Below are 6,138 nucleotides of genomic sequence, written 5' to 3' on the forward strand. Positions count from 1 at the left end.
GAGGGCGTGTGTGACTATCGGACGATGCTGCTCTCCCCTCGCGCCGTCGCGGCGCTGAGCGCGATCGCCGCGGCCCTCGTGGTCGCCTTCGTCGTCGCGCCGGGCCCGCTGGCGGGTGTCGGCGGCACCGGCTACGCGGGTGAGCGTCAGCTCAGTGCCGCGCTTCAGGAGAGCTTCGTCGACTACTGGCGGTCCGGTGACCGGAACCTGTCCCCGGCCCTGCGCGAGGTGGTCGACTACTGGTTCCGCTATCACGTCGCCAAGGCGGTGATCGCCGCGCTGCTGCTGGCCGTGCTGGTGGTGCTCGGCGCCCGCCTCTGGTCGGCCTTCGCGCGGGCCGGGCGGGGCCGGGCGGTGCTCGCGGCCGGCGCTGCCGTCGTCACGGGGCTCGGATTGTTCGCGGTGGTGGTGGTCATGGCGAACGTCCAGGGCGCCGCGGCCCCGTTCGCCTCGCTGCTGCCGATGCTGCAGGACAGCCCGGCCACCGGCGGCCTCGGCCAGGCCCTGGAGCAGATCCGCCAGGAGCTCGGCACCGCCGGCCAGGACCGCCCCGCCCTCGCCACGATGATCAGCGACTTCGCCCTCTACCACTGGGCGCTGGCCGCCGCCGGCGCCGTGGTGCTCGCCGCCTCCGTGATCGCGGCCGTGGCGGCGTGGAAGAGCCCGACCCGCCGGCTGCCACGCTCCGTCGGCGTCCTCGCGGCGGCCTGGTCGCTGATCCTCGCCGTCGTCGTGGCCGCGAACATCTCGACGGCGGCGGACCCGGCGCCCGCCCTGCTGGCGTTCTTCCAGGGCGGCTGGTGAGCTTCACAGCAGGCGCGGCGCCGTCGACGATGGCAGCGATCCACCGCGCCTGATCTCGTGCGGCAGGTGCGCCAGCGGGTCCGCGGGGCTCATGCGGCCTCCTTCTGCAATGCGGGGCCGAGCAGCAGCCCTCCGTCGATGACGTACTCGGCGCCGGTGATGAAGGCCGCCTGCGGCGAGGCGAGGAACACCAGCAGCGCGGTGATGTCGGCGGGCTGCCCGAGCCGCGGGACGGCGTACGGCTCGGGCGAGTAGAAGTCGGCGATCGGGGTGTCGCTGCCGGCCGCCGGCTCGGTGATGAACGGGGTGGCGACAACGCCGGGGTGGATGGCGTTGACGCGGATGTTGTCGCGGCCCAGCTCAAGGGCGGCGGTGCGGGTGAGCCCCCGGACCGCCCACTTGCCGGCGACATAGGGCGCGTAGAAGGCAGTACCGCCGAGGCCCATGGTGGAGGCGATGTTGACGATCGACCCTCCCCCGGCGCGCCGCAGCGCCGGGGCGGCCGCCTTGATGCCGAGGAAGGTGCCGGTGAGGTTGATGTCGAGGATGCGAGCCCACGTCGCCAGGTCGGTGGCCTCGATGAGGGCCGGCGGATTCTGCACCCCGGCGTTGTTGACCAGGATCGTGAGCGCACCGAAGGCCTTCTCGGTCTCCGCGACGGCGGCGGCCCACGACTCCTCCCGGGAGACGTCGAGGCGGACGAAACGCGCCCGGTCGCCCAGCTCGGCGGCTAGGCCGGCGCCCCGCTCGGCATTGATGGCGCCGATGACGACGTTGGCGCCTTCGGCATGCAGGGCGCGAACGTGGCTGGCCCCCTGCCCACCGGTGCCACCGGTCACGAGAACGGTCTGACTGGCGAAGCCGGACATGGGATCCTCCGAGCGCGTACGGGAGACGACAACCCGAGACCGGGTGGTGAGTCGGGCGACTCACCACGCCGAAGCTACGCCGCCGCAGGTGGTGAGTCAACCCACTCACCATCGCTATGATGGGCGCATGACTCCAGCGCTGTCGGCCTATCACCAGCGCGTGGCCGACGAGAAGCGCGCCCTGATCGTGCGGGCCGCCACCGAGCTTTTCCTCGAGCTGGGCTACGACCGGGCATCCCTGGCGCGGGTTGCCGAGAGTGCCGGCGTGTCGAAGGCAACGCTGTTCAAGCAGTTTCCGACAAAGGCGGCATTGTTCGACGCCATCGTCATCGACTCGTGGGCCGAGAACGACGTCGCCGACGTGCCGCCCGCCGGTGACCTGTCGGCCGGCCTGACCGTTCTCGGGCGGCGCTACGCGACGCTGGTGAGCCGGCCGGAGATGGCCGACCTGTTCCGTATCGTCATCGCCGAGCTGCCACGCTTTCCCGAACTGGCCAAGGCACATTTCTCGCAGGGCAAACTGCCGTACTTCGAGTCCGTCCGGATCTACCTCTCGACCGAGCGCGACGCGGGAACCGCGGACATCGCCGACCCCGAGACGGCCGCTACGCAGTTCCTCGGGATGATCTCCAACTACCTGTTCTGGCCGAGGCTGGTGCTCCCGGACTGGAAGGTGACCCCGGCCCGCACGACAGCGGTTGTGGACGAAGCCGTCCGAACCATGGTTGCGCGGTATGGAGAGCGCCCTCGACGTCATCGCCCGGCCAAGTGATCATCAAGCCACTCGACGCCGCGAGAGCGCGGATCCAGCCGATGTGCGGATGTCCCCGCGCGGTCAGGAGGCCGTGGTCCACGTCCCCGCCGCCAGGCTGAGCTGCCCGCCGGCGAAGTCGACGCGTGCGCCGGCGATCCATTGCCCGACGTCGGCGGCTGTCTGCTCCACCGACCGCTCGGTCGTGTCGATGATGCGCACGGTCCAGCGGCGATCGGTGGCGGACCAGGTGTTCCACCGGGACCATCGCATCGACTGCCAACCGGCGGCGGTGATCACCTCGGGCTGGTGACGGGGATCGACGGCGTGCCCCCGATGCCACCGCGCCCAGCCGAGGAACGACCGCTTGGCGTCAGCGTCCCACTTGCCAGGGTCACGGTTGTCGAGCCGATGCCGGCGCACACGGTCGGCCACATCCAGCAGGCAGGCCGCGATCCCGTCGAGCGCGGTCGCCGACGGGCTGGCCAGCACCTCGCCCAACGGTGACTGCCCGGTCAGCAGGACGTCGAGACCTTCGGCCTGATAGCGCAGCACGCGCTGGATCCACTCTTCTGTGCTGCGCTGGCGCCACGCCGTGTTCGCCCCGGCGGGAACGCCGATCTCGTCGAAGTCGTGCACGACAAGTCTCTCGATCTCTGCGCAGGCACGGGCCGCTGTCGTCTTACCGGAGCAACTCGAGCCCGCGATCGTCAGCAACATGCCCGCAGTCTGCCGATCGCCCCGTCGAAGGCGCGACCGAGAATTACCGCCGGATAGCGCGAGACTGGCCTAAAGGCAGCATCCGCTCAGGCCGCCGGGCGGGCGCGCGCCGGGCTACCGGACTCGAACCGGCTCATACCTTGCGGTCGTCAGCGAAACGCTGGTAACGGACTTTCCCATCCGCCTTTGCCCGGCGCGCCCGCTGAGGCTATCTGATCGATCCCGGGCACACAGCGCGCGCTCACCGCCGAGGGCGTCACGGGAGCTGCTCGCAATTCCTGGTCATCGCGTCCGTCACCGCACGTGAGGTCCTCGTCGGGGCAGCCGGCCAGCTGGACTTCGAAGATCGACGTCTCGTACAGCGGTGTCGCGGGTGGCGGCCCCGATCCGCAGTCCGCCCCCACCGCACGATCGTATTGCCGATATGCGCCTACCAACTGCCCTTGCTCACACCGCCGGCGCGGAGAGCACCGCATCCCGAGCCGGTCGTCATGATCTTGTAGCTTCATGGCAACGGTCATCCGACGAGGACGGGAAGCACGGCAACCTTCGGGAGCGGCGCCTTCTCGAGCGATGGTGCCATGGACTTTCTCGAAGAGCTCGCTCAGCGGCCTTCCGAGCGGTGGGCAACAGCGTTGGAGCACATGTTCCTGTTCGTGAAGGACCAGCCGGAGCTGCTGGGACGGGAGTACTTCCCGGATCAAGTAGTCGCGGCCGCCGCGATCGTCGCGGCGTCGCTGCCCGGCGGAGGGCAGTTCGGCGAGCGCCTCGAAACCGTGGCCGAGAACGACCTGGCTCCCGACGTCCGGCTGGCCGCACCCGCGCCCGAGCTGGCGGGCATGGCGCTCGACGCACTGCTGTTCGTCGCCGGTCCGTGGCGTCAGGGTTGGGCGACCGAGGCGGACGCCAGCCGGGCGCGCGACACGGCCACCGCCCTGTCGCGGGTGCTCTCCGGAGCGTGAGCGGCGGCTGATCCCCATCGGGCGGGGCGACGCACGCTCGGTCCGACCGTTTCGCATTTCGGCGCGCAGACTTTGCCAGTATCTCGATCCGAGTGACTGGAGACTTTCGTGCCGGACAAGGCCGCCCGCAAGCCGCCGGTGTGGGTCCGCGCCACGGTGCTGTTGTTGTGCGGAGCGTCGCTCGTCTTTCTGCTGGTCTCCTTCGACGGCATGGGGATGACCACGCTGGTGCTCCTGAAGGTGCTCGCCTTCGTGGTCTTCCTCTTCGTCATCTCGACCTACGTGTACTTCCGCCACGGCCGGCTGCTTCAGCAGACGAGCCGCGCGCCGCACGTCATCGGCCTTCCCGCCGAGCAGGCGTTCAAGTTGCAGAAGTCCGCCGTCTCGGACACGGACGTCAGCCTCGCGCAGGCCAAGTTATTCGCTTCGACGATCATTGCGCCGGCGATTGCCGGCTGCGAGTCGTCGAAGTCTACGAACCGAGCCAACGGTCCCTGAAACACAAGGTGACGGTGGACGCGTCACTTCTCTGACATACCGGGAGTATCTGCAACTGACGGCCAGGGCGTTGCGAACTCTGTTGATGGCCGCATATGCGCTGAAGGGTGAAGACGAGCTGCCGCCCGAGGCGGTGGAGGCGGAACACTCCGCTCTGAACGACATCATGCAGCGGGGAACGGGCGGCCACGAGGGCAGTGCCGCCGGCGCGGCCGCGCTCGCGAAGCTGAAGGTGCAGGACGACGACTCTCTCGAATTGGCGCGGACCCTCACCGAAAAACTGACCACGCACTATGCCATCGTGGCGGTCGCGTTTCCGGACGATCGGGGCAGAATCTCGCTCACCCTGGAACGAACGGTCATTCCGACGCTGCAGATCTCGGACGGCGACAGCAGGGCCACCGCATGGCTCAAGGGCGTTGCCCGGATCATGCTCGGCGCCCGGCCCGTCGCCTTGCAGATCCCCATAGCGGCGGCGGGAACCGCGCAGAGCTATCACCTCATCGTGCAGAGCGAGGAAGGCCTCTATCTCGCACAGCAGGACTGTCCTGGGATCGACGTTTTCCTGAAGAAAGGCGCCTCGAGTCCGGCCGCCTCGTCCATTGCGCCGCCGTACTACCGCTTTCGTCGCCGTCTCGGCCAGACGTACGCGCATTTCTACACCCGGTTCTTTCCCGAGCACACCGCATCGAACGCTCCGCCGAAATTGCGGGTTCTGTTCTTCGAGACGCCACCGGGGTCAACATTCCGGGCCCTGGTCGCGGCTATCGCCTCCACCGTTCTTGTCTGGGCCGTCGGGATCGGCATCTCACGCGGTGACGTCACAGACCTCGGAACGGACGCTCCCGCGGTGCTTCTCGCCTTTCCCGCCATCGCGGCGGCCTGGCTGGGCTTCGATCGCCCGACGCGCCGGCTCCTCGAGGGAACGTTCGCCAGCCGGTCGTCGCTGGCTCTCACCGCGGCCATCTCCGTCCTCGCGAGTGCCCTTTTCATTCTGCACCGAAGCCGAGTCCCATTACCGAACATCCGCAAGTACCTCGACTTCACCGTATTGCTGGTCGATAGGCCGTCCTGGGCGCTGCTAATTCTGGTCGCCCTGGGCAATACGCTGCTCATTTCCTATTTTTACGTGGTGCGCGCCTGGACGTTCATGCAGCTCGCCTCTCGCCAGACGGCCCGGGAAAGTGACGCCAATCGGACTACACAGGGGGGCTGACGTGCTGGAGCCGGCGAAGTACACTTCGTACAAGCAGGGACGGTGACCTATGAGTGACGCAAGCGCGCGCCCGAGAAATGCCCTCGGCGGCCGGTTCGCCCGGTTACTGGATCGCCTGTTGACCGACGAGGGCTCCGTCGACGAATCCGGATACTACGTTCAGAACACGGACTGGCCACCCAACACCTCGACGTCGGCCCTTTCGGGCGCCAAACTTCACGAAACGCTCGATCACGCTTTCGACGAGTACTACTCTCCCGCGGTGAAGTCGCTGGAAAAGGTGGAAGTTCCCGGCAACGAGGGCACGGAACGACAGGA

The 6,138-nt window shown here is 68.4% G+C and carries 7 protein-coding genes and 1 pseudogene; 6 read left to right on the forward strand and 2 right to left on the reverse strand.

From position 1 onward, the window contains the following. Positions 1-804, forward strand: an 804-nt coding sequence (locus Ade02nite_RS48660) for a hypothetical protein (protein ID WP_203778264.1), incomplete at its 5' end; no start/stop codon positions are given. Positions 805-893: 89 nt separating this feature from the next. Here the strand turns inward: Ade02nite_RS48660 and Ade02nite_RS48665 are convergent. Then, positions 894-1,673: an SDR family NAD(P)-dependent oxidoreductase gene (locus Ade02nite_RS48665; protein ID WP_203778265.1), complete on the reverse strand. Its 780-nt coding sequence runs from the start codon at positions 1,671-1,673 to the stop codon at positions 894-896. Between the two features lie 127 nt (positions 1,674-1,800). Between Ade02nite_RS48665 and Ade02nite_RS48670 the strand changes: the two genes are divergently transcribed. Continuing rightward, positions 1,801-2,445 carry a TetR/AcrR family transcriptional regulator gene (locus tag Ade02nite_RS48670; protein WP_203778266.1) on the forward strand — a complete coding sequence of 215 codons (645 nt, stop codon included), beginning with the start codon at positions 1,801-1,803 and terminating at the stop codon, positions 2,443-2,445. A gap of 63 nt (positions 2,446-2,508) precedes the next feature. Here the strand turns inward: Ade02nite_RS48670 and Ade02nite_RS48675 are convergent, their stop codons facing one another. Then, positions 2,509-3,144 carry a hypothetical protein gene (locus tag Ade02nite_RS48675; protein ID WP_203778267.1) on the reverse strand — a complete coding sequence of 212 codons (636 nt, stop codon included), beginning with the start codon at positions 3,142-3,144 and terminating at the stop codon, positions 2,509-2,511. Between the two features lie 557 nt (positions 3,145-3,701). Here Ade02nite_RS48675 and Ade02nite_RS48680 point away from each other — a divergent pair. The 4 genes and pseudogenes from Ade02nite_RS48680 to Ade02nite_RS48695 all read left to right on the forward strand — a co-directional run. Further along, positions 3,702-4,106 (forward strand): annotated as a pseudogene (locus tag Ade02nite_RS48680) (DUF4259 domain-containing protein); the annotation flags it as partial. 108 nt (positions 4,107-4,214) lie between these two features. After that, a complete protein-coding gene (locus Ade02nite_RS48685; RefSeq protein WP_203778269.1) occupies positions 4,215-4,604 on the forward strand; it encodes a hypothetical protein in 390 nt (129 codons plus the stop codon). Positions 4,605-4,689: 85 nt separating this feature from the next. After that, positions 4,690-5,820, forward strand: coding sequence for a hypothetical protein (locus Ade02nite_RS48690; protein WP_203778270.1), 1,131 nt, complete (start codon positions 4,690-4,692; stop codon positions 5,818-5,820). Positions 5,821-5,869: 49 nt separating this feature from the next. Continuing rightward, on the forward strand, positions 5,870-6,138 hold a 269-nt coding region (locus Ade02nite_RS48695), incomplete at its 3' end, for a hypothetical protein (RefSeq protein WP_203778271.1).

The sequence above is a fragment of the Paractinoplanes deccanensis genome (assembly GCF_016862115.1).
Classification (GTDB): Bacteria; Actinomycetota; Actinomycetes; order Mycobacteriales; family Micromonosporaceae; genus Actinoplanes; species Actinoplanes deccanensis.